The organism is Pseudomonas sp. LB3P58, assembly GCF_054897895.1.
Genome location: NZ_JBUBVE010000001.1, coordinates 268,947 through 287,402, shown reverse-complemented (window position 1 = coordinate 287,402; position 18,456 = coordinate 268,947). Strand labels below are relative to the sequence as shown.

The window sequence follows — 18,456 nt, the reverse complement described above, 5'->3', positions numbered from 1 at the left end:
TTCAGGCATGTTCACGATAATGGCCGCATCTTGTCAGTACGACGCTCAACGCGCGTTAAGGGTTTGCCAACAGGGTATGCCGAAATGGCCAAGCAGCTCAGCGGTTTCGCACAGCGGTAACCCGACCACCGCCGAGTAACTGCCATTGAGCCCGACAACAAACACCGCGCCCAGTCCTTGAATGCCGTAGCCGCCGGCCTTGTCCTGCGGCTCGCCGCTGGCCCAGTAGGCCACCGCTTCATCGCGATTGATGTTGCGAAAACGCACCAGACTGCGCACCACCCGAGACTCGCAACGCTCGCCCTCTCGCACCGCAATCGCCGTCAGGACTTCATGTTCACACCCGGACAACATCATAAGCATGGCGCATGCCTCGGCTTCATCAACCGGCTTGCCGAGAATTTTTCCGTCCAGCACCACGGCGGTGTCGGCGCCCAGCACGCAAAAATCTGCGTCAGACACGACAGTCCCACGCCCGGCCTCGGCTTTGCCGCGCGCCAGGCGCTCGACATAGGCCGACGGGGATTCATCTTCTAAAGGGGTTTCATCGATGTCCGCGCTGATGGCGGAGAACGGCACGCCGATCTGCGTGAGCAGTTCACGCCGACGCGGCGAGCCTGAGGCGAGGTACAGCTGTTTCATCAAGACATCTCCCTTGTCGAGGTGCGGGCAAATGCCTGACCGAATTAATTGATTTTGTAGCGTCGACGCAAACCGCGCAAACCGTAGCTGATCCATGGCCAGAGCAATGCACTGACCAGTGCCGGCAAGACCAGTGCCAGCGTCGGCTGACGATTGCCGGTCAGGGCGCTGAGCCATAGTTGAACAAGCTGCGCGAGACCGAAGATCACCAGGATCACCAGGCTCTGTTGCCACATCGGGAACATGCGCAGGCGTTGTTGCAGCGCCAGCACCAGGTACGTGATCAACGTCAGGATCAACGCGTTCTGACCCAGCAGCGTGCCATAAAGCACGTCTTCGGCCAGGCCCAGACACCACGCGGTGACCATCCCGACTTTCTGCGGCATGGCTAACGCCCAGAATGCCAGCAGCAAGGCCAGCCACAGTGGACGGAGGATTTCCATGAATTGCGGCAGCGGCGAAACACTGAGCAGCATGCCTATGGCGAATGTCAGCCAGACCATCCAGCCGTTTCGGGAGGCAGTAGCACCCACCATTATTCTCGTCCCCCAGTGGTAGCCGGCGCAGAGACAGGCGGTTTGGCAGCAGGCTTCACGGCAGCGGGCGGCTTGCTGGCGGCAGGTTTCGCAGCAGCAGGATGAGTTGCCGCAGGTTTGGGCGGGGTTGTGGCAGCAGGGGCAGCCGTCGGCGCTACCGGCGTCACGGGCGCAGCAACAGCAGCCGGGACGATGGCAGGTTTCGGCACGGTCGCTGGAATGATCGGTCCACCACCGTGCTGGTCCAAAGCCTCTTGAGCCTGGGCAGCTTCGTTGGCGCGCTCTTCGGCTGTGCGGCCGTCAGTGAACACCAGCAGCAGGTAACGGCTACGGTTCAAGGCGGCGGTCGGTACGGCACGCACAATAGCGAACGGCTGACCGGAATCGTGAATCACTTCCTTGACCGTCGCCACCGGGTAACCCGCCGGGAACCGCTGCCCCAGACCGGAGCTGACCAGCAGATCGCCTTCTTTAATGTCGGCGGTATCGGCCACGTGACGCAGCTCCAGGCGTTCCGGGTTGCCGGTGCCGCTGGCAATCGCCCGCAGACCGTTGCGGTTCACCTGCACCGGAATGCTGTGAGTGGTGTCGGTCAGCAACAGCACACGAGAGGTGTACGGCATCAACTCGACCACCTGGCCCATCAGGCCGCGGGCATCGAGCACCGGCTGACCTAGGACCACACCGTCGCGCTCACCTTTATTGATGATGATGCGGTGGGTGAAGGGGTTAGGGTCCATGCCGATCAGTTCGGCCACTTCGACCTTCTCGTTGACCAGCGCGGAGGAGTTGAGCAACTCGCGCAGCCGAACGTTCTGCTCGGTGAGGGCGGCAAGCTTTTGCATGCGGCCCTGCAACAGCAGGTTTTCGGTTTTGAGTTTTTCGTTTTCGGCGACGAGCTCGGTACGGCTGCCAAATTGGCTGGCCACACCCTGCCATAGCCGCTGTGGCAGGTCGGTGATCCAGTAAGACTGCATCAGTACCAGCGACATTTGGCTACGCACTGGCTTGAGCAGTGTGAAGCGGGCATCGACCACCATCAGCGCGACCGATAACACGACCAGCACCAACAAGCGCACGCCCAGTGAAGGCCCTTTGGTGAAAAGCGGTTTAATAAGCCGCTCCTCCCAGGCAAATGTTCTCTTTATTCATACGGCATCAAACCGGCCTGGATGCAGACTGACAGAAGATAAACGCCAACAGGCAGCACTGCAAAGTGCTGCCTGCGCGCCAACAGCATAGATGCGTCGGGCGAAATCACTCGCTCGACAGCAGGTCCATGGTGTGTTTATCCATCATTTCCAATGCACGGCCACCGCCGCGAGCAACGCAGGTCAGCGGATCTTCGGCAACGATCACCGGCAGACCGGTTTCCTGGGCCAGCAACTTGTCGAGGTCACGCAGCAAGGCGCCACCACCGGTCAGTACCAGACCACGCTCGGCGATATCGGAAGCCAGTTCCGGAGGCGATTGCTCCAGTGCACTTTTCACAGCCTGAACGATGGTGGCCAGGGACTCTTGCAGAGCTTCCAGCACTTCATTGGAGTTCAGGGTGAATGCGCGTGGAACGCCTTCGGCCAGGTTACGGCCGCGAACGTCGACTTCGCGAACTTCGCCGCCCGGGTAGGCAGTACCGATTTCCTGCTTGATGCGCTCGGCCGTGGACTCACCGATCAGGCTGCCGTAGTTGCGACGCACGTAAGTGATGATCGCTTCGTCGAAGCGGTCGCCGCCAACCCGTACGGATTCGGCGTAAACCACACCGTTCAGGGAGATCAGCGCGATTTCAGTGGTACCACCACCGATATCGACAACCATCGAGCCGCGAGCTTCTTCAACCGGCAGACCGGCACCGATCGCAGCCGCCATTGGCTCTTCGATCAGGAACACTTCTCGGGCACCGGCACCGAGGGCCGATTCACGGATGGCACGACGCTCAACCTGGGTGGATTTGCACGGAACGCAGATCAACACACGAGGGCTAGGCTGCAGGAAGCTGTTTTCGTGAACCTTGTTGATAAAGTATTGCAGCATCTTTTCGCAAACGCTGAAGTCGGCGATCACACCGTCCTTCATCGGACGAATGGCAGCAATGTTGCCCGGCGTACGGCCGAGCATGCGCTTGGCCTCGGTGCCGACAGCAACGACACTTTTCTGGTTACCGTGTGTCCGAATAGCCACAACCGAGGGCTCATTCAGGACGATACCGCGCTCGCGCACGTAAATAAGGGTGTTGGCAGTGCCCAGGTCAATGGAAAGATCGCTGGAAAACATGCCACGCAGTTTCTTGAACATGGGAAAGGGACCCTAGGCAACGCGTGGGTAAAAAAGTGCGGCAAACTCTAACAACGACAGGGATTTTGGGCAAGGCGCCAATATGTTAAATTGGCCGCTTTTCTGTGCACCAACCCCCACAATCGCGGCCTTATGACCGTAGAAATGCGGTAGTGTTCCGACAATCTAACACACGGATAGCATCCGTTCTGTTTTCCTTCCACTGGAGAATCCCATGACGCTTGAACGCTCCGACGTGGAAAAAATCGCTCATCTGGCCTGTCTGGGCCTTAATGATGCCGATCTTCCACACATCACTTCGGCCCTGAACAGCATTCTGGGGCTGGTCGACGAAATGCAGGCGGTCAATACCGACGGTATCGAGCCGCTCGCCCACCCACTGGAAGCCAGCCAGCGCCTGCGTGCAGACGTCGTGACCGAGACCAATCATCGCGAGGCCTATCAGTCCATCGCACCAGCGGTCGAAAACGGCCTGTACCTGGTTCCGAAAGTCATCGACTAAAGGGAAAGAGCCTGCAATGCATCAATTGACTCTGGCCGAGATCACCCGCGGTCTCGCCGATAAAAAGTTTTCTTCCGAAGAGCTGACCAAAGTCCTGCTGGCGCGTATCGCCCAGCTCGATCCGCAGCTCAACAGTTTCATCAGCCTCACCGAAGACCTGGCGCTCCAGCAGGCGAAAGCCGCTGACGCACGCCGGGCCAATGGTGAGAGCGGCGCCCTGCTCGGTGCGCCGATCGCCCACAAAGACCTGTTCTGCACTCAGGGCATCCGCACCAGCTGCGGCTCGAAGATGCTCGACAACTTTAAAGCACCGTACGACGCCACCGTGGTCGCCAAGCTGGCCGCCGCGGGTGCCGTGACGCTGGGCAAGACCAACATGGACGAATTCGCCATGGGTTCGGCCAACGAGTCGAGCTACTACGGCGCAGTGAAAAACCCGTGGAACCTGGAACACGTGCCCGGCGGTTCGTCCGGTGGTTCGGCTGCGGCCGTTGCCGCTCGTCTGTTGCCGGCCGCCACTGCGACCGACACTGGCGGCTCGATCCGCCAGCCGGCCGCGTTTACCAACCTGACCGGCCTGAAACCGACGTACGGTCGCGTTTCGCGCTGGGGCATGATCGCTTACGCCTCCAGCCTCGATCAGGGCGGCCCTCTGGCCCGCACCGCCGAAGACTGCGCCATCCTGCTGCAAGGCATGGCCGGTTTCGACCCGCAAGACTCCACCAGCATCGACGAGCCCGTGCCTGATTACAGCGCCGGCCTCAACGGTTCGCTGCAAGGTCTGCGCATCGGCGTGCCGAAGGAATACTTCAGCGCCGGTCTCGACCCGCGCATTGCCGAGCTGGTCCTCAACAGCGTCAAGGAGCTGGAAAAGCTCGGTGCCGTGGTCAAGGAAATCAGCCTGCCGAACATGCAGCACGCGATCCCTGCGTACTACGTGATCGCCCCGGCAGAAGCCTCCTCCAACCTGTCGCGTTTTGACGGCGTGCGCTTCGGCTACCGCTGCGAAGACCCGAAAAACCTGATCGACCTGTACAAGCGTTCCCGTGGCGAAGGCTTCGGCCCGGAAGTGCAGCGCCGGATCATGGTCGGTGCTTACGCACTGTCGGCCGGCTACTACGACGCCTATTACCTGAAGGCACAGAAGATTCGCCGTCTGGTGAAGAACGACTTCATGGCTGCCTTCAATGAGGTCGACATCATCCTCGGCCCAACCACGCCAAACCCGGCCTGGAAGCTTGGCGCCAAGAGCAGCGACCCGGTCGCTGCGTACCTCGAAGACGTCTACACCATTACCGCCAACCTCGCCGGTCTGCCGGGCTTGTCCATGCCAGCCGGTTTTGTCGACGGCCTGCCGGTCGGCGTGCAATTGCTCGCCCCGTATTTCCAGGAAGGTCGCCTGTTGAACGTTGCCCACCAGTATCAGCTCAACACTGACTGGCACACCCGCACCCCAACCGGCTTCTGAGGAGAAACACATGCAATGGGAAGTCGTGATCGGGCTGGAGATTCACACCCAGCTCACCACCCGGTCGAAAATCTTTTCCGGTAGCTCCACCACGTTCGGTTCCGAGCCGAACACCCAGGCCAGCCTGGTTGACCTCGGCATGCCCGGCGTATTGCCGGTGTTGAACCAGGAAGCGGTGCGCATGGCGGTGATGTTCGGTCTGGCGATTGATGCCGAGATCGGTCAGCACAACGTGTTCGCCCGTAAAAACTATTTCTACCCGGACCTGCCGAAGGGCTACCAGATCAGCCAGATGGAATTGCCGATCGTCGGCAAGGGCCACCTGGACATCGCGCTGGAAGACGGCACGGTCAAGCGCGTCGGCATCACCCGCGCGCACCTGGAAGAAGACGCCGGTAAAAGCCTGCACGAAGAATTCAGCGGCGCCACCGGCATCGACCTGAACCGTGCCGGCACGCCGCTGCTGGAAATCGTGTCCGAGCCGGACATGCGCAGTGCCAAGGAAGCCGTGGCTTACGTTAAGGCTGTCCACGCGATGGTGCGTTACCTTGGCATTTGTGACGGCAACATGGCTGAAGGCTCGCTGCGTTGCGACTGCAACGTGTCGATCCGTCCGAAAGGCCAGGTTGAATTCGGCACGCGCTGCGAGATCAAGAACGTCAACTCGTTCCGTTTCATCGAGAAGGCGATCAACACCGAAGTGCAGCGTCAGATCGAACTGATCGAAGACGGCGGCAGGGTGATCCAGCAGACCCGTCTGTACGATCCGAACAAGGACGAAACCCGTCCGATGCGCAGTAAAGAGGAAGCCAACGACTACCGTTACTTCCCCGATCCGGACCTGCTACCGGTGGTCATCGAAGACTCGTTCCTCGACGACGTGCGCGCCACCCTGCCGGAACTGCCACCGCAGAAACGCGAGCGCTTCCAGGCGCAGTTCGGTCTGTCGGTCTACGACGCCAGCGTCCTGGCCACCAGCCGCGAGCAAGCCGATTACTTCGAGAAAGTCGTGAGCATCGGCGGCGACGCCAAGCTGGCAGCGAACTGGGTGATGGTTGAGCTTGGCAGCCTGTTGAACAAACAGGGCCTGGACATCGATCAGTCGCCGGTCTCGGCCGAGCAACTGGGCGGCATGCTGCTGCGCATCACCGACAACACCATCTCCGGCAAAATCGCCAAGGTGGTGTTTGAAGCCATGGCCAACGGCGAAGGCAGCGCGGACGAGATCATCGACAAGCGCGGCTTGAAGCAAGTAACCGACACCGGTGCGATCTCGGCAGTGTTGGACGAAATGCTCGCGGCCAATGCCGAACAAGTTGAACAGTACCGCGCGGCAGACGAAGCCAAACGCGGCAAGATGTTCGGCTTCTTCGTCGGCCAGGCCATGAAAGCCTCCAAAGGCAAGGCCAACCCGCAACAGGTCAACGAACTGCTCAAAAGCAAACTCGAAGGCTGATGAGAATGGAGCCAGATCTCAAAACTGGCTCCATTCCCTTGTGGGAGCGGGCTTGCTCGCGAAAGCGGTTCGGCACTCAACACAAGGTTGACTGTCAGAATGCATTCGCGAGCAAGTCGGATCGCCGTACCGCCGCTCCCACATTTGTTTCCGGGATACCTTTTATGAAACGTCTGCTCAGTGCCTGTGCCCTGCTCTCTCTGCTGGCCGGTTGCGCCAGCACCGACACCATCGATCCTCATGGCTACGACAAGACCGGCGTTGCCTCGTATTACGGCGCCAAACACCAAGGTAAACGCACCGCCAGCGGCGAGCGTTTCAACAAGAATTCCCTGACCGCCGCCCATCGCCAGTTGCCCTTTGGCACTCGGGTGAAGGTCACCAATCTGAACAACGACAAATCCTGTGTGGTCCGTATCAACGATCGCGGGCCGCACACCCGTGGGCGTCTGATCGATGTTTCACATGAAGCGGCCGAACAACTGGGTATGCTCAGAAGCGGCACCGCACGGGTTCGTGTGCAGGCCCTCGACGACTGATAGACGGAGCGCTGACCATTTTCGGACTTGCCGATATACCCCTGATCAGCGTGATTGAATTGCTCAGCGGCTTGCTGTTGCTGATCGCCGGCGCCGAGCTGATGGTGCGCGCCGCCGTGCGTCTCGCGGCGCGCCTGCATGTACGACCACTGATTATCGGCCTGACCATCGTCGCCCTCGGCAGCAGCGCACCGCAGATGGCGGTCAGCCTGCAAGCCACCCTGACGCAGAACGCCGACATCGCCGTCGGCAGCGTGATCGGCAGTAGCATCTTTAACATCCTCGTCACCCTCGGGCTCTCGGCGCTGATCATCCCGCTGCGGGTTTCACGGCAACTGGTGCGCCTGGATATCCCGCTGATGATCGGCGCCAGCCTGCTGGTGTTCGTATTGGCGTGGAACGAAGAACTGACCCGCGTCGATGGCGTGCTGCTGCTGGCGGCACTGGTGCTGTATCTGGGCCTGCTGCTGCGCCAGTCACGACACTCGGTCCGTCCACAATCGACCACCCACGAAGTCCCGCAAGTGCCATGGCTCCGCAGTCTGCTGATGATCGTCGTGGGTTTGGCGATGCTGGTCTACGCCGGGCACTTGCTGTTGGGCGCGGCGGTTTCGGTCGCGACCGATCTGGGATTATCGGAGCGGATCATCGGCCTGACCATCGTCGCCGTCAGCACCTCTCTACCGGAACTGGCGACCTCGTTGATCGCCGCCTTGCGCGGTCAGCGCGACATCGCCGTGGGCAACGTGATCGGCAGCAATCTGTTCAATCTTTTGGGCGTGCTGGGCTTCACTGCGTTGATTGCGCCATCGCCGCTGTCGGTGTCGCCAAACGCCCTGGATTTTGACTTGCCGGTGATGCTCGGTGTCGCGGTGTTGTGCCTGCCGGTGTTCTATTCCGGTTACCGGGTGACCCGCGCCGAAGGTCTGATGTTTTTGGGTTTGTATCTGGCTTACGGTCTGCACGTGGTGTCGTTCACCACCGGCATGCCGCTGGCCGGCAAGCTTGAACACCTGATGCTGTTTTTTGTCCTGCCGGCGCTGATGGCGTTTTTGCTGTTCACGTCGCTGCGCGCCTGGCGTCGCCAACACCACAGTAAGGAATTGCCATGACCGATGATAAAAAGCCTGGGGTTGAAGTCCGCCGCCAAGTGATGGGCGACGCCTTCGTCGACCGCGCGCTGGGCAATACCACCGAGTTCACGCAACCGCTGCAGGATTTCGTCAACGAGCACGCCTGGGGCAGCGTCTGGAACCGCGAAGGCCTGCCATTGAAAACCCGCAGCCTGATCACCCTCGCCGCGCTGACCGCGTTGAAGTGCCCGCAGGAATTGAAAGGTCACGTGCGCGGTGCGCTGAACAATGGCTGCACTGTGGAAGAGATTCGTGAAGCGCTGCTGCATTGCGCGGTGTATGCCGGTGTCCCGGCGGCCATCGATGCGTTTCGGGCGGCGCAGGAAGTGATCGACACCTACCAGAAGCCGGAGTAACAGGCCGGCGTTTGTAGTGTTAGAAAGATTGCTATCGCGAGCAGGCTCGCTCCCACATTTGGAATACATTTTCCCTGTGGGAGCGAGCCTGCTCGCGATGAGGCCCTGAAGAACACCGTAAATCCCGGGGCTAAATCCAGCCGCCCCACTGCAACAGGAAGATCCCGATGTTGGTGGTGACCGCCGCCATCAACGTGGTGATCACGATGATCGCTGCCGCCAGTTCATGATTGCCATTGGCCTGACGGGCCATGACAAAACTGGCCGCGGCGGTCGGGCTGCCGAAGTACAGGAACAGAATCCCCAACTCCGCACCACGAAATCCCCAGAGCCACGCCCCCAGCGTCGCCAGAATCGGCAGGCTGATCATCTTCACCAGGCTTGAACTCATCGCCATGTTGCCGCTTTTGCGCAGTGCTGCCAGCGACAGCGTGCCGCCGATACAGATCAACGCCAACGGCAAGGTGGTTTGCGCCAGGTATTGGCCGGACTTCTCAAGCCATCCTGGCAAGCCGATCTTGAAGTAGGCAAACGGCGCCGCCACAAACACGCTGATGATCAGCGGATTGACCATCACGCTTTTGCAGATGCTCCAGGGGTCGGACTTGATCACCGGGCTGTACACCGCCAGCACAATGGTCGAGAGCGTGTTGTAAAACAGGATGACCAACGCCGCGAGAATCGCACCGAGGGAAATCCCGTAGTCGCCGTACATGCTTGCCGCCAGCGCCAGCCCGATCACCCCGTTATTACCGCGAAAGGCGCCCTGGGTGTAGATCCCCCGGTCTTCCCGCGGGCACTTCCAGATCGCCCAGCCCCAGGCGATGGCAAAACACACCAGCGTCGCCAGCGAGAAATAGATCAGCAACGCCGGTTGCAACGCGGCGTGGAGGTCGGCGTGCAGGATGCCCAGAAACAGCAACGCCGGCATGGTGACGTTGAACACCAGGGCCGACGCGGTGTGGATGAAATTGTCGTTGATCCAGTCGATGCGCTTGAGCAGCACCCCCAGAAACAGCATGGCAAACACCGGCGCGGTGATGTTCAGGGTTTCGAGGAAGATAGCCAGCATGCCGGGGTAACCTTGGGTGAGCGTCGTTAGGGGGCTAATGATAAGCCAGCAAGTCCTCTGGCGTCTGTTAGACCGCTATCGCCGGCAAGCCAGTCTCGCTCCCACATTTGTCCAGCGTCGAACACAAAATCTGCGTACGAAGAAGATCCACTGTGGGAGCGAGCCTGCTCGCGATGAACGATAACGCGGTATCAGGTGATCGGCGCCGGGTTAAACAAGGTGATGTCGTTATGCAGCTTGTGCTTCTCGGCCCAGGTTTGCTTCTTGCCGCTGGCCACATCCAGGTAGTAGTGGAACAACTCCCAGCCAAGGTCCTCGATCGAAGCCCGCCCGGTCGCAATCCGCCCGGCATCGATGTCGATCAAATCCGGCCAGCGCTGCGCCAGCTCGGTCCGGGTCGACACCTTCACCACCGGTGCCATCGCCAAGCCATACGGCGTGCCACGCCCGGTAGTGAACACATGCAGGTTCATCCCCGCCGCCAATTGCAACGTCCCGCAGACAAAATCACTGGCCGGGGTCGCACAGAAAATCAGCCCTTTGCGCTTGAACCGCTCGCCAGGACCCAGCACCCCGTTGATCGCGCTGCTACCGGATTTGACGATCGAGCCCAACGACTTCTCGACAATGTTCGACAACCCGCCCTTCTTGTTCCCCGGCGTGGTGTTGGCGCTGCGATCCGCTTCACCCTTGGCCAGGTAACGGTCGTACCAGTCCATTTCCCGCACCAGTTCCTGAGCCACTTCCTCAGTTTCGGCGCGAGACGTCAGCAGGTAAATCGCATCGCGCACTTCGGTGACTTCGGAAAACATCACCGTCGCACCCGCGCGCAACAACAGGTCCGAGGCATAGCCCAACGCAGGGTTGGCAGTGATCCCGGAAAACGCATCACTGCCGCCGCACTGCATGCCGAGGATCAGCTCGGACGCCGGCACGGTTTCCCGGCGACGCTGATCGAGCTTCTTCAAACGGATTTCGGCCAGCGCCATGATCTGCTCGATCATCTCGGTGAAACCGTGACTGGAATCCTGCAAGCGGTACAACCACGGCTCGCTCAAATCCACCGAGCTGTCGTTCTCGTGCATCACCTGCCCGGCCTGCAATTTCTCGCAGCCCAGGCTGATCACCAGCGCCTCGCCACCCAGGTTCGGGTTACGCGCCAGGTTGCGCACGGTACGGATCGGGATGTACGCGTCAGTCGCGGTAATCGCCACGCCACAGCCGTAGCTGTGAGTCAGCGCGACCACGTCATCAACGTGCGGATACTTGGGCAGCAACTCGTCCTTGATGCGCTTGACCGCATGGTCCAGCACGCCGGTGACGCACTGAACCGTCGTGGTGATCCCGAGAATGTTGCGCGTACCGACGGTGCCGTCGGCGTTGCGATAACCCTCGAACGTGAAGCCTTCCAGCGGTGCCTGCGCCGCTGGCACTTCGGTGGACAGCGGCAAGCTGTCCAGCGGTGGCGCAGTGGGCATGCGCAGTTGATCTTCCTTGACCCAGCTGCCGCGCGGAATCGGCTGCAATGCGTAGCCAATGGTCTGCCCGTAACGAATCACCTGGCCACCCACGGGAATGTCTTCGAGGGTGACCTTGTGGCTCTGTGGCACGAAATCCACGGTGACCAGGCCGTCCGGAAACTCGGTGCCGGCCGGCACGCCCTGGTCATTGACCACGATCACTACGTTGTCCCGCTCGTGCAGGCGGATGTAGCGCGGCGAGTCGGAATGTTCAATCAACTGCATGACGCCGCTCCTCAGGAATGCGCTTGAGACAATTTGTTATTGGTTTCAGGACCGCTGACTGGCGGCTCCTTGAGTACCACACGTTTGATCGGACCGACGATCACCAGGTAACTGAACACTGCGACCAGTGCGTTGCAACCGACAAACACCAGCGCCCATTTGAACGAACCGGTGGAGCTGATGATGTAGCCGATGACAATCGGGGTGGTGATCGAAGCGATGTTGCCGAACATGTTGAACAGGCCGCCACTCAAACCGGCGATCTGTTTCGGCGAGGTGTCGGACACCACCGCCCAGCCCAACGCGCCCACGCCTTTGCCGAAGAATGCCAAGGCCATGAAGCCAACGACCATCCATTCGATGTCCACGTAGTTGCAGGCCACGATACTGCTGGAAACCAGCAAACCGGCAATGATCGGCGCCTTGCGGGCGAAGGTCAGGGAATGGCCCTTGCGCAGCAGGTAGTCGGAAATTACGCCGCCGAGCACGCCACCAATGAAGCCGCAGATCGCCGGCAAAGAGGCGATGAAACCGGCCTTGAGGATGGTCATGCCGCGCTCTTGCACCAGGTACACCGGGAACCAGGTCAGGAAGAAGTAGGTGATGCCGTTGATGCAGTATTGGCCCAGATACACACCGAGCATCATGCGGTTGGTCAGCAACTGGCGGATGTAGTCCCACTTCGGTCCATCGACCTTTTTGCCTTTGCCTTTGTCCTGGTCCATGTCGACCATGCCGCCGTTGTCGGCGATGTGTTTGAACTCGGCGTCATTGATCATCGGGTGCTGACGCGGGCTGTGGATAACCTTCAGCCAGATCCCCGAGAAGATGATGCCGATCACGCCCATGACGATAAACACGTGCTGCCAGCCGAAGCTGTAAACGATCCAGCCCATCAGCGGCGCAAACAGCACCGTGGCGAAGTATTGCGCCGAGTTGAAAATCGCAGACGCCGTACCGCGTTCAGCGGTCGGGAACCAGGCCGCCACAATGCGTGCGTTGCCGGGGAACGATGGCGCTTCGGCCAGGCCCACCAGGAAGCGCAGCATGAACAGCGCAACCACCGCCGTGGACATGCCGAACTCACCGACATAGCCCTGCAGCACGGTGAACAGCGACCAGGTGAAGATGCTGAGCGCGTACACTTTTTTCGAGCCGAAACGATCCAGCAACCAGCCACCGGGAATTTGCCCGGCCACGTAGGCCCAACCGAATGCAGAGAAGATGTAACCGAGGGTGACCGCGTCGATGCCGAGGTCTTTTTGCAGGCTGGAGCCCGCGATGGCAATGGTAGCCCGGTCGGCGTAGTTGATCGTCGTCACCAGAAAAAGCATGAGCAAAATCAAATAGCGGACGTGGGTCGGCTTGGTCGCTTGCATGTAGATGTACTCCCACTGATTATTTTTATGCGCGGGTGAATCTTGGTGTGTTCCCTGTAGGAGCTGTCGAGTGAAACGAGGCTGCGATCTTTTGATTTTTAAAAGCAAAGATCGCAGCCTGCGGCAGCTCCTACAGGGGTATTGCGGTGTGTCAGGAGCCGACGTAGGCAGTTTTTACGACGGTGTAGAACTCTTGCGCGTAGCGACCTTGCTCGCGGGACCCATAGGATGAACCTTTACGCCCACCGAATGGAACGTGGTAATCCACGCCAGCGGTCGGCAGGTTGACCATCACCATCCCGGCCTGGGAGTGGCGCTTGAAGTGGTTGGCGTACTTCAGCGACGTGGTGGCGATGCCCGCCGACAGACCGAATTCGGTGTCGTTGGCCATGGCCAGCGCAGCCTCGTAATCCGCGACGCGAACCACGTTGGCCACCGGGCCGAAGATCTCTTCGCGGCTGATGCGCATCGATGCTTCGCTGTCGGCAAACAGGGTTGGTGCAAGGTAGTAACCTTCGGTATCGCAGGTCACCAAACCGCCGCCGCTGACCAGACGTGCGCCTTCGGACTGGCCGATGTCGATGTACTTCATGTCCTGTTCAAGCTGCGCTTGCGAGACGACCGGACCGATGTCGGTGCCGGTTTTCAACGCGTGACCGACCTTGATCGACTTCATGCGCTCAGCCACGGCTTCGACGAACTTGTCGTGAATCCCGGCGGTGACGATGAAGCGGCTCGAGGCGGTGCAACGCTGGCCGGTGGAGTAGAACGCGCTCTGTACCGACAGCTCGACCGCTTGCTTGAGGTCGGCGTCGTCGAGAATGATCTGCGGGTTCTTACCGCCCATTTCCAGCTGAACCTTGGCCTGGCGCGACACGCAGTTGACCGCGATCTGACGACCGACGCCCACGGAACCGGTGAAGCTGATGCCGTCGACTTTCGGGCTCTGCACCAGCGCATCGCCAACCACACGACCGCTGCCCATTACCAGGTTGAACACGCCGGCGGGGAAGCCTGCGCGGGAGATGATTTCGGCCAGCGCCCAGGCGCAACCCGGCACCAGATCGGCCGGTTTCAACACGACGCAGTTGCCGTAAGCCAGGGCCGGGGCGATTTTCCACGCAGGGATCGCGATCGGGAAGTTCCATGGTGTGATCAGACCGACCACGCCGAGCGCTTCGCGAGTCACTTCGACGTTCACACCCGGACGTACCGACGGCAGATAGTCGCCGGACAGACGCAGGCATTCACCGGCGAAGAACTTGAAGATGTTACCGGCGCGAGTCACTTCGCCGATCGCTTCAGGCAGGGTCTTGCCCTCTTCCCGGGCCAGCAAGGTGCCGAGCTCTTCGCGGCGAGCGAGGATTTCAGTGCCGACTTTATCCAGGGAATCGTGACGCGCCTGAATGCCCGAAGTGGACCAGGCCGGGAACGCTGCACGGGCGGCGTCGATGGCGGCGTGAACCTGAGCGAGATCGGCTTTGGCGTACTCGCCAATGGTGTCGGTCAACTCCGACGGGTTGATGTTGTTGGAGTAATCGCTACCCGCAACCCATTCACCGTTGATGTAGTTATCAAAACGCTTTGCATTTGCCACGAGATGTTCTCCTCACGCAAAAGGCCGCTGAATACTCAGCGGCCTTGTTTAATCGGATGTGTTACTGCGCACCTTGCTTGTCGATCAGCGCGGCGAGCATTTCGTACTCTTCGCCCGTCAGATCGGTCAGCGGCGCACGCACAGGACCTGCGTCATAGCCGACAATTTTTGCCCCGGCCTTGACGATGCTCACCGCGTAGCCCGCTTTGCGGTTACGGATGTCCAGGTATGGCAGGAAGAAGTCGTCGATGATCTTGCCAACGGTGGCGTGATCTTCGCGAGCAATGGCGTGGTAGAAATCCATCGCGGTTTTCGGGATGAAGTTGAACACCGCCGAGGAGTAAACCGGTACGCCCAGTGCCTTGTAGGCGGCGGCGTAGACTTCGGCGGTCGGCAAACCGCCCAGGTAGCTGAAGCGATCACCGAGGCGGCGACGGATCGACACCATCAACTCGATATCGCCCAGGCCATCCTTGTAGCCGATCAGGTTCGGGCAGCGCTCGGCCAGACGTTCCAGCAGCGGCGCAGTCAGGCGGCAGACGTTGCGGTTGTAAACCACCACGCCGATTTTCACCGATTTGCACACGGCTTCAACGTGGGCGGCAACGCCGTCCTGGCTGGCTTCGGTCAGGTAGTGCGGCAGCAGCAACAGACCTTTGGCGCCCAGACGCTCGGCTTCCTGTGCGTATTCGATGGCTTGACGAGTCGAACCGCCAACGCCGGCCAGAATCGGCACGCTGGTTTCGCAGGTGTCGACGGCAGTCTTGATGATTTCCGAATATTCGCTGGCCGCCAGAGAGAAGAACTCACCGGTGCCGCCCGCGGCGAACAATGCCGAGGCGCCGTATGGGGCCAGCCATTCGAGACGTTTGATGTAGCCCGCGCGATGGAAGTCGCCCTGAGCATTGAAATCGGTAACCGGGAAAGACAGCAGACCGGAAGAGAGGATGGACTTCAGTTCTTGTGGATTCATTATTCGAACACCCTGGATAGCGACGTATGTGTGTGAGGAAACCGTTCAGCCTTCGCCGAAGTTGTAGGTCATCGTACAACTTAAATAATAACCGTCAACTGCATTTCATCGCCAACCGCAGAATTTGAGTCGGAAAGGTATTTTCTTGACGTAGGAAATTTCTCATCTATGATCCAGATAACTGTATATACATACAGTTATTTTTTGATCGTACCGACGACATATCAAGGAGATAGAAATGTCAGGTCTACACGCACAACCGAAGGAAAAACCGAAACAGGTCATCGCCGAACTGGATGATCTTTTTACCGAGCATGGCATCCCTCTGATAGGGAATAACCAACACGTGGTCTTGCAGATTGCTGATCATCACAACTCTGCGTCTGCCCTTTCCGCGTCGCTACCCACAGCCTCTGGTAAAGCCCTGAAAGGCAAGCCACAGCTGAGGTTCGAGGGTGGCGAACACACCGCCATCGGCGACAGCACCCTGCTGCGTCTCGTCAAGGACGCACCCGCTATCCCGGCTTCACAGGTGGAGCTGCATTTGCCCAATGGGCTGGCGTTGACCTATGGCCAGGTCATTGCGCTGGGGGGTGATTTCTATGGAATTCCCGATCAACCGATCAGCGAAGGCGCGACAGGCGCCGACCGAATCCAGCGGTTTACCAATGCCTTCAACTCGCTGGCCGTGCTGCCTGCTGCTTATGCTGAGGCCAAGCTGATCCTCGGTGTGATGCAAAAGGAAATCGCCGCGATCAAGCAGGCGATCAAGGACGGTAAACAACCTCACGAGGCGTATGACGCCCTCGGTGATACGTTGTCGGAAGAGTGGAACAAGATCACCGGCGGCGGCAGTGTCGTCTCGGCGCTGTTTCCATTTGGCCGCTACCTGAAACTGGCCGCCAACAATGCCGATCACTTCGCCGAATGGGCGCTGCTGGCCTATATCGCCGGGCACACCGCGGCGGTGCAACACGCGGTGCTGGCCCACGCCAGTGGCGATGAAAAGCAGCTGGAGCTGGCCTATGCGATGAACGCTTTTGCCGATCACTACCTGACCGACCTGTTTTCCGCCGGCCATCTGCGAGTGCCGCGCAAGCAATTGGCAGCGGTGGTTACACCCAGCGATCTGGGTTCGTTGATCACGCGTTTCATGCACGACGAAGACAGCAAGTTCGGTCTCAACGTGCGCAATGGCAACGGCGATCAATGGCATGCGTATGGGGACAAGCGCTACTTCGACGCCCTCTCCAGCGCCAATCGCGCCCAGGTGAATCAGGCGGTTCAGGTGTCTGCGGATGAAGTGTTTGCGGCGTATCTCAGTGGAATCGCTCCGTCGGCCGGCAGCTTTGCTGCGTTGAAAAAACTGCCTGATCTTCAAGCAGTGCTGAACCCGACGGGTAATTTCTCGCCGTTGTTCAAGGTCGAGGGCAACAAGGTGCTGCGGCGCAAGGACGTCAACAACCTGAACGACACCGCCACCGTGGATGACTGGTGGGGCTGGAGCACTTATTTGCTGCTCAAGGATTACAAACCCACTGGCAACGTTGCCTGATAAGGAGATCGATGATGACTATCAAATTGAAACTGGAACTGGCTTCGGGGCAATCGCTGAAGGGTGCGCCGTTGGAGTTGTTGGCCAAGGGAGTGCCGATTGCCCGGGCGGTGGTTGATGAGCATGGGCATGCGGTTTTCGATGCAAAACCTGGGGCTGCTGATTTGGCGGTGAGGGTGGATCGTTCGATTTTGAGGACTGGCTGAAGTTACTGCGCGATGGGCGCCGGCCCTTTCGCGAGCAAGTCGAATCGTCGCACCGCCGCTCCCACATTGGATCTTCGGTGAACGCATTTTTTGTGAACAACCGAGATCAAGTGTGGGAGCGGCGGTGCGACGATTCGACTTGCTCGCGAAAGCGATCTGTCAGGCAGCAAATCACCCAACCTGCAAACCTATCCCCGCTGCGCCTCCGCCTCTTCATGCGCATGACGCAGCCGCTCGCGGCTATTCGTCAGATGCAACCGCATCGCCGCCCGCGCCGCATCCGAATCCTGACGCGCAATCGCATCGTAAATCTCTTCGTGCTCTCGGCTCAGGCGATTCATGTAGTGCTGCTGGTCGTCATGGGCCAGGCGCGCGGAGTTGAGGCGCGTACGCGGAATGATGCTGGTGCCCAGGTGGGTCATGATGTCGGTGAAGTAGCGGTTGCCCGTCGCCAGGGCGATTTGCAGGTGGAACTGGAAGTCGGACGCCACCGCATCGCTGGCATGGGAAACACTTTCATTCAACGCATCCAGGGCAGCTCGCATCAATGCCAACTGCTCGGGGCTGCGGCGTTGCGCGGCGAGGCCGGCGGACTCCACTTCGAGGCTGATGCGCAGTTCCAGAATTGCCAGCACGTCACGCAGCGTGACCACGGTCGCCGGGTCGATACGGAAACCGCTCGGGCTCGGGGTGTCGAGCACGAAGGTGCCGATGCCGTGGAGGGTTTCAACCTGGCCTGCCGCCTGCAAACGGGAAATCGCTTCGCGCACCACGGTGCGGCTGACGCCATGGGCATCCATGATCGCCGACTCGGTGGGCAACTTGTCGCCACGTTTGAGGTGACCGTCGCGGATCTGCTCGGACAGCACCGTCACCAGTTCCTGAGCGAGGCTGCGGCGCTTGCGAGGGAGGCGTGGTGCGTCGATCGGGTTTTCCATGGTGAACGTCTTTCTCGAAAGTTGCGGCTGAAACCGCATCATAGCTCAACGCGGTTGTACGATC

Annotated in this window: 17 protein-coding genes and 1 pseudogene; 8 read left to right on the top strand and 10 right to left on the bottom strand. The window is 59.9% G+C overall.

All coding sequences use genetic code 11. The features are described 5' to 3' along the window. Window positions 1-45: 45 nt before the first annotated feature. From ACYZTZ_RS01250 to mreB, 4 genes are all read right to left on the bottom strand, one after another. Entirely contained in the window at window positions 46-642 is a 597-nt protein-coding gene (locus ACYZTZ_RS01250; protein WP_461996974.1) for a Maf family protein, read from the bottom strand. Window positions 643-686: 44 nt separating this feature from the next. Then, window positions 687-1,178 carry a rod shape-determining protein MreD gene (gene mreD / locus ACYZTZ_RS01245; RefSeq protein WP_008148886.1) on the bottom strand — a complete coding sequence of 164 codons (492 nt, stop codon included), beginning with the start codon at window positions 1,176-1,178 and terminating at the stop codon, window positions 687-689. Next, window positions 1,178-2,293: a rod shape-determining protein MreC gene (gene mreC, locus ACYZTZ_RS01240; RefSeq protein ID WP_462000631.1), complete on the bottom strand. Its 1,116-nt coding sequence runs from the start codon at window positions 2,291-2,293 to the stop codon at window positions 1,178-1,180. The genes mreD and mreC overlap by 1 nt, the downstream gene beginning before the upstream one ends. Before the next feature lie 142 nt (window positions 2,294-2,435). Beyond that, window positions 2,436-3,473 carry a rod shape-determining protein MreB gene (mreB, locus tag ACYZTZ_RS01235; RefSeq protein ID WP_002555108.1) on the bottom strand — a complete coding sequence of 346 codons (1,038 nt, stop codon included), beginning with the start codon at window positions 3,471-3,473 and terminating at the stop codon, window positions 2,436-2,438. Between the two features lie 214 nt (window positions 3,474-3,687). Between mreB and gatC the strand changes: the two genes are divergently transcribed. The 6 genes from gatC (at window position 3,688) to ACYZTZ_RS01205 (ending at window position 8,927) form a co-directional block, all read left to right on the top strand. Beyond that, the gene (gene gatC, locus ACYZTZ_RS01230) at window positions 3,688-3,975 is read left to right on the top strand and encodes an Asp-tRNA(Asn)/Glu-tRNA(Gln) amidotransferase subunit GatC (RefSeq protein WP_008026876.1); all 288 of its coding nucleotides are present in this window, start codon (window positions 3,688-3,690) and stop codon (window positions 3,973-3,975) included. Window positions 3,976-3,991: 16 nt separating this feature from the next. Then, on the top strand, window positions 3,992-5,443 hold the full coding sequence (gene gatA / locus ACYZTZ_RS01225) for an Asp-tRNA(Asn)/Glu-tRNA(Gln) amidotransferase subunit GatA (protein ID WP_461996973.1): 1,452 nt from the start codon (window positions 3,992-3,994) through the stop codon (window positions 5,441-5,443). 10 nt (window positions 5,444-5,453) lie between these two features. Beyond that, the gene (gatB, locus tag ACYZTZ_RS01220) at window positions 5,454-6,899 is read left to right on the top strand and encodes an Asp-tRNA(Asn)/Glu-tRNA(Gln) amidotransferase subunit GatB (protein WP_095129458.1); all 1,446 of its coding nucleotides are present in this window, start codon (window positions 5,454-5,456) and stop codon (window positions 6,897-6,899) included. A 164-nt stretch (window positions 6,900-7,063) separates the two neighbouring features. Next, window positions 7,064-7,438 carry a septal ring lytic transglycosylase RlpA family protein gene (locus ACYZTZ_RS01215; RefSeq protein ID WP_461996972.1) on the top strand — a complete coding sequence of 125 codons (375 nt, stop codon included), beginning with the start codon at window positions 7,064-7,066 and terminating at the stop codon, window positions 7,436-7,438. 50 nt (window positions 7,439-7,488) lie between these two features. Next, the gene (locus ACYZTZ_RS01210; RefSeq protein WP_461996971.1) at window positions 7,489-8,550 is read left to right on the top strand and encodes a calcium/sodium antiporter; all 1,062 of its coding nucleotides are present in this window, start codon (window positions 7,489-7,491) and stop codon (window positions 8,548-8,550) included. Beyond that, on the top strand, window positions 8,547-8,927 hold the full coding sequence (locus ACYZTZ_RS01205; RefSeq protein ID WP_461996970.1) for a carboxymuconolactone decarboxylase family protein: 381 nt from the start codon (window positions 8,547-8,549) through the stop codon (window positions 8,925-8,927). Before ACYZTZ_RS01210 ends, ACYZTZ_RS01205 begins: the two co-directional genes overlap by 4 nt. A gap of 130 nt (window positions 8,928-9,057) precedes the next feature. Here the strand turns inward: ACYZTZ_RS01205 and ACYZTZ_RS01200 are convergent, their stop codons facing one another. From ACYZTZ_RS01200 to kdgD, 5 genes and pseudogenes are all read right to left on the bottom strand, one after another. Next, window positions 9,058-9,999, bottom strand: a complete 942-nt coding sequence (locus tag ACYZTZ_RS01200) for an AEC family transporter (RefSeq protein WP_461996969.1) — start codon at window positions 9,997-9,999, stop codon at window positions 9,058-9,060. A 191-nt stretch (window positions 10,000-10,190) separates the two neighbouring features. After that, window positions 10,191-11,744, bottom strand: a complete 1,554-nt coding sequence (garD, locus tag ACYZTZ_RS01195; protein ID WP_461996968.1) for a galactarate dehydratase — start codon at window positions 11,742-11,744, stop codon at window positions 10,191-10,193. 11 nt (window positions 11,745-11,755) lie between these two features. Next, window positions 11,756-13,153 (bottom strand): annotated as a pseudogene (locus ACYZTZ_RS01190) (MFS transporter); the annotation flags it as partial. 121 nt (window positions 13,154-13,274) lie between these two features. Beyond that, a complete protein-coding gene (locus ACYZTZ_RS01185) occupies window positions 13,275-14,720 on the bottom strand; it encodes an aldehyde dehydrogenase family protein (RefSeq protein ID WP_461996967.1) in 1,446 nt (481 codons plus the stop codon). Window positions 14,721-14,781: 61 nt separating this feature from the next. After that, entirely contained in the window at window positions 14,782-15,693 is a 912-nt protein-coding gene (gene kdgD, locus ACYZTZ_RS01180) for a 5-dehydro-4-deoxyglucarate dehydratase (protein WP_046045831.1), read from the bottom strand. A 238-nt stretch (window positions 15,694-15,931) separates the two neighbouring features. Here kdgD and ACYZTZ_RS01175 point away from each other — a divergent pair, with 238 nt between their 5' ends. Both ACYZTZ_RS01175 and ACYZTZ_RS01170 read left to right on the top strand, forming a co-directional pair. Beyond that, window positions 15,932-17,248 carry a phospholipase gene (locus ACYZTZ_RS01175; RefSeq protein ID WP_461996966.1) on the top strand — a complete coding sequence of 439 codons (1,317 nt, stop codon included), beginning with the start codon at window positions 15,932-15,934 and terminating at the stop codon, window positions 17,246-17,248. 14 nt (window positions 17,249-17,262) lie between these two features. Continuing rightward, entirely contained in the window at window positions 17,263-17,454 is a 192-nt protein-coding gene (locus ACYZTZ_RS01170) for a hypothetical protein (RefSeq protein WP_461996965.1), read from the top strand. A gap of 188 nt (window positions 17,455-17,642) precedes the next feature. Here the strand turns inward: ACYZTZ_RS01170 and ACYZTZ_RS01165 are convergent, their stop codons facing one another. After that, complete coding sequence (locus tag ACYZTZ_RS01165) at window positions 17,643-18,392, bottom strand: FadR/GntR family transcriptional regulator (protein WP_461996964.1); 750 nt, start codon at window positions 18,390-18,392, stop codon at window positions 17,643-17,645. Between the last annotated feature and the right edge of the window lie 64 nt (window positions 18,393-18,456).